The following is a 1,574-nucleotide window of genomic DNA, read 5'->3' on the forward strand; positions in this document are numbered from 1 at the left end:
GGTGGGAGGGGGTGTATTTTGCTGCTTACCGCGGTTTGTGCTTATCCCGAACCCACGTTAAAATAATCCTCACGCCCGCCAGAAGCCGCGCCGGATGGGGCGTACATCCTCGGCGGTGACGAATGCCTCGCGGTCGGCTTCCAGGATCAGCGTTTCCACCTCGTCCACCTTGCGACGAACCACATCCACATGCAGCAGCGTTACCGTGCCGGTCATGCCGCGCCCGGAAACCTCGGTAACAGCATAGCCGTTCTTGCGTAAAATTTCCGCAACGGCTGCGCCGCGGGAAGGGCTGACAATCGTCAGGTGAATGTGCCCGATTGCCAGCCGTTCCTCAATAAGCATGCCCACCACGTTGCCGGTGGCAAAACCGGCGGCGTAGCCAATCACGCTCAGCGGGTTCTTCAGGTTGGAAAGCACGGTGCTGATGGCAATCACAAAAATCAGGGATTGCATGAAGCCCAGCATCCAGGCCAGTTTTTTGCGTCCGCGCACCACAAACAAAACGCGGATGGTATCCAGGGTCATATCACAAACCCGCAGGGCAAAAATGCCCAGCATGATTAAAAAAGCCTGACCGCTGAAATCAAATTGCATGGCGTCCCCCCTTTTTTTCTAGGCAGTTTCTTCTTCGGCTACTTCCATGCAGGCCAGATACATTTCGCTGAGGTACTCTTTCACCATCCGGCGGGTGCTGAACTGCGGTGCGAGCGTGCGGATGGCCTCTTTGATGCGCGCAATCCAGCCGGTGGGGATGTTATCCACCGAACGGTTGGTGTAATACAGCGGGATGATCTCTTTCTCCAGCCGCTCGTAAATGCTGCGGGCGTCCATTTCGTCCTGCTGATTGGGGTCAACCGGGTCGGCATCTTCACCAATTGACCAGCCGTTCAGCCCGTTGTAACCTTCCCGCCACCAGCCATCCATGACCGAGAGGTTCAACACGCCGTTGAGAGCGGCTTTCATGCCGGAAGTACCGGAGGCTTCGTTGGGGCGGCGCGGGTTGTTCAGCCAGACATCCACACCCTGCACCAGATAGCGGGCCATGTTCATGTCGTAGTCTTCCAGAAAGACCAGCCGCCCGCCCATGCGCGAATCCTTGACGGCACGGTAAACCTGCTGGATGAGCAGTTTGCCGGGTTCATCAGCAGGGTGGGCTTTACCGGCAAAGATGATCTGCACCGGCATATCCGGGTTGGTCACCAGCCGCATCAGGCGGTCGTAATCGCGCAGAATCAGACCGCCGCGCTTGTAGGTGGCAAAACGGCGGGCAAAGCCAATTGTCAGGGAGTACGGTTCCAAAAACACACCGCTGGCCAGCGCCTGAGCGGGATGATACTGCCCGCTCTGCCAGCGCTGACGGGCGCGGTCGTTGATGTACAGAATCAATTTGCGTTTGAGGTGCTGCCGCACCGCCCACAACTCGCCATCGGGGATGTTTTCCACCTGAGACCACAACTGCGGATCGTCAATCCGTTTCATCCAGTCTGCACCCAGGTAGCGGTCGAACAGCAGGCGCAGGCGGCGCGCCAGCCAGGTAGCGGTGTGAACGCCATTGGTAATGTGGCGGATGG

The 1,574-nt window shown here is 58.3% G+C and carries 2 protein-coding genes; both read right to left on the reverse strand.

Translation table 11 applies throughout. The annotated features are described in order from the left end of the window. Positions 1-69 precede the first annotated feature (69 nt). A complete protein-coding gene (locus VAE48_RS04590) occupies positions 70-597 on the reverse strand; it encodes a DUF2179 domain-containing protein (RefSeq protein ID WP_322792145.1) in 528 nt (175 codons plus the stop codon). A gap of 18 nt (positions 598-615) precedes the next feature. Beyond that, positions 616-1,574: alpha-glucan family phosphorylase (gene glgP / locus VAE48_RS04595; RefSeq protein WP_322792146.1), on the reverse strand; the 959-nt coding region annotated here is incomplete at its 5' end.

The organism is Bellilinea sp. (assembly GCF_034432615.1).
Lineage (GTDB): Bacteria > Chloroflexota > Anaerolineae > Anaerolineales > Anaerolineaceae > Bellilinea.

Coding starts and splice junctions, on each gene's coding strand:
- VAE48_RS04590 (WP_322792145.1), bottom strand. CDS start 597: ATGCAATTTGATTTCAGCGGTCAGGCTTTTTTAATCATGCTGGGCATT.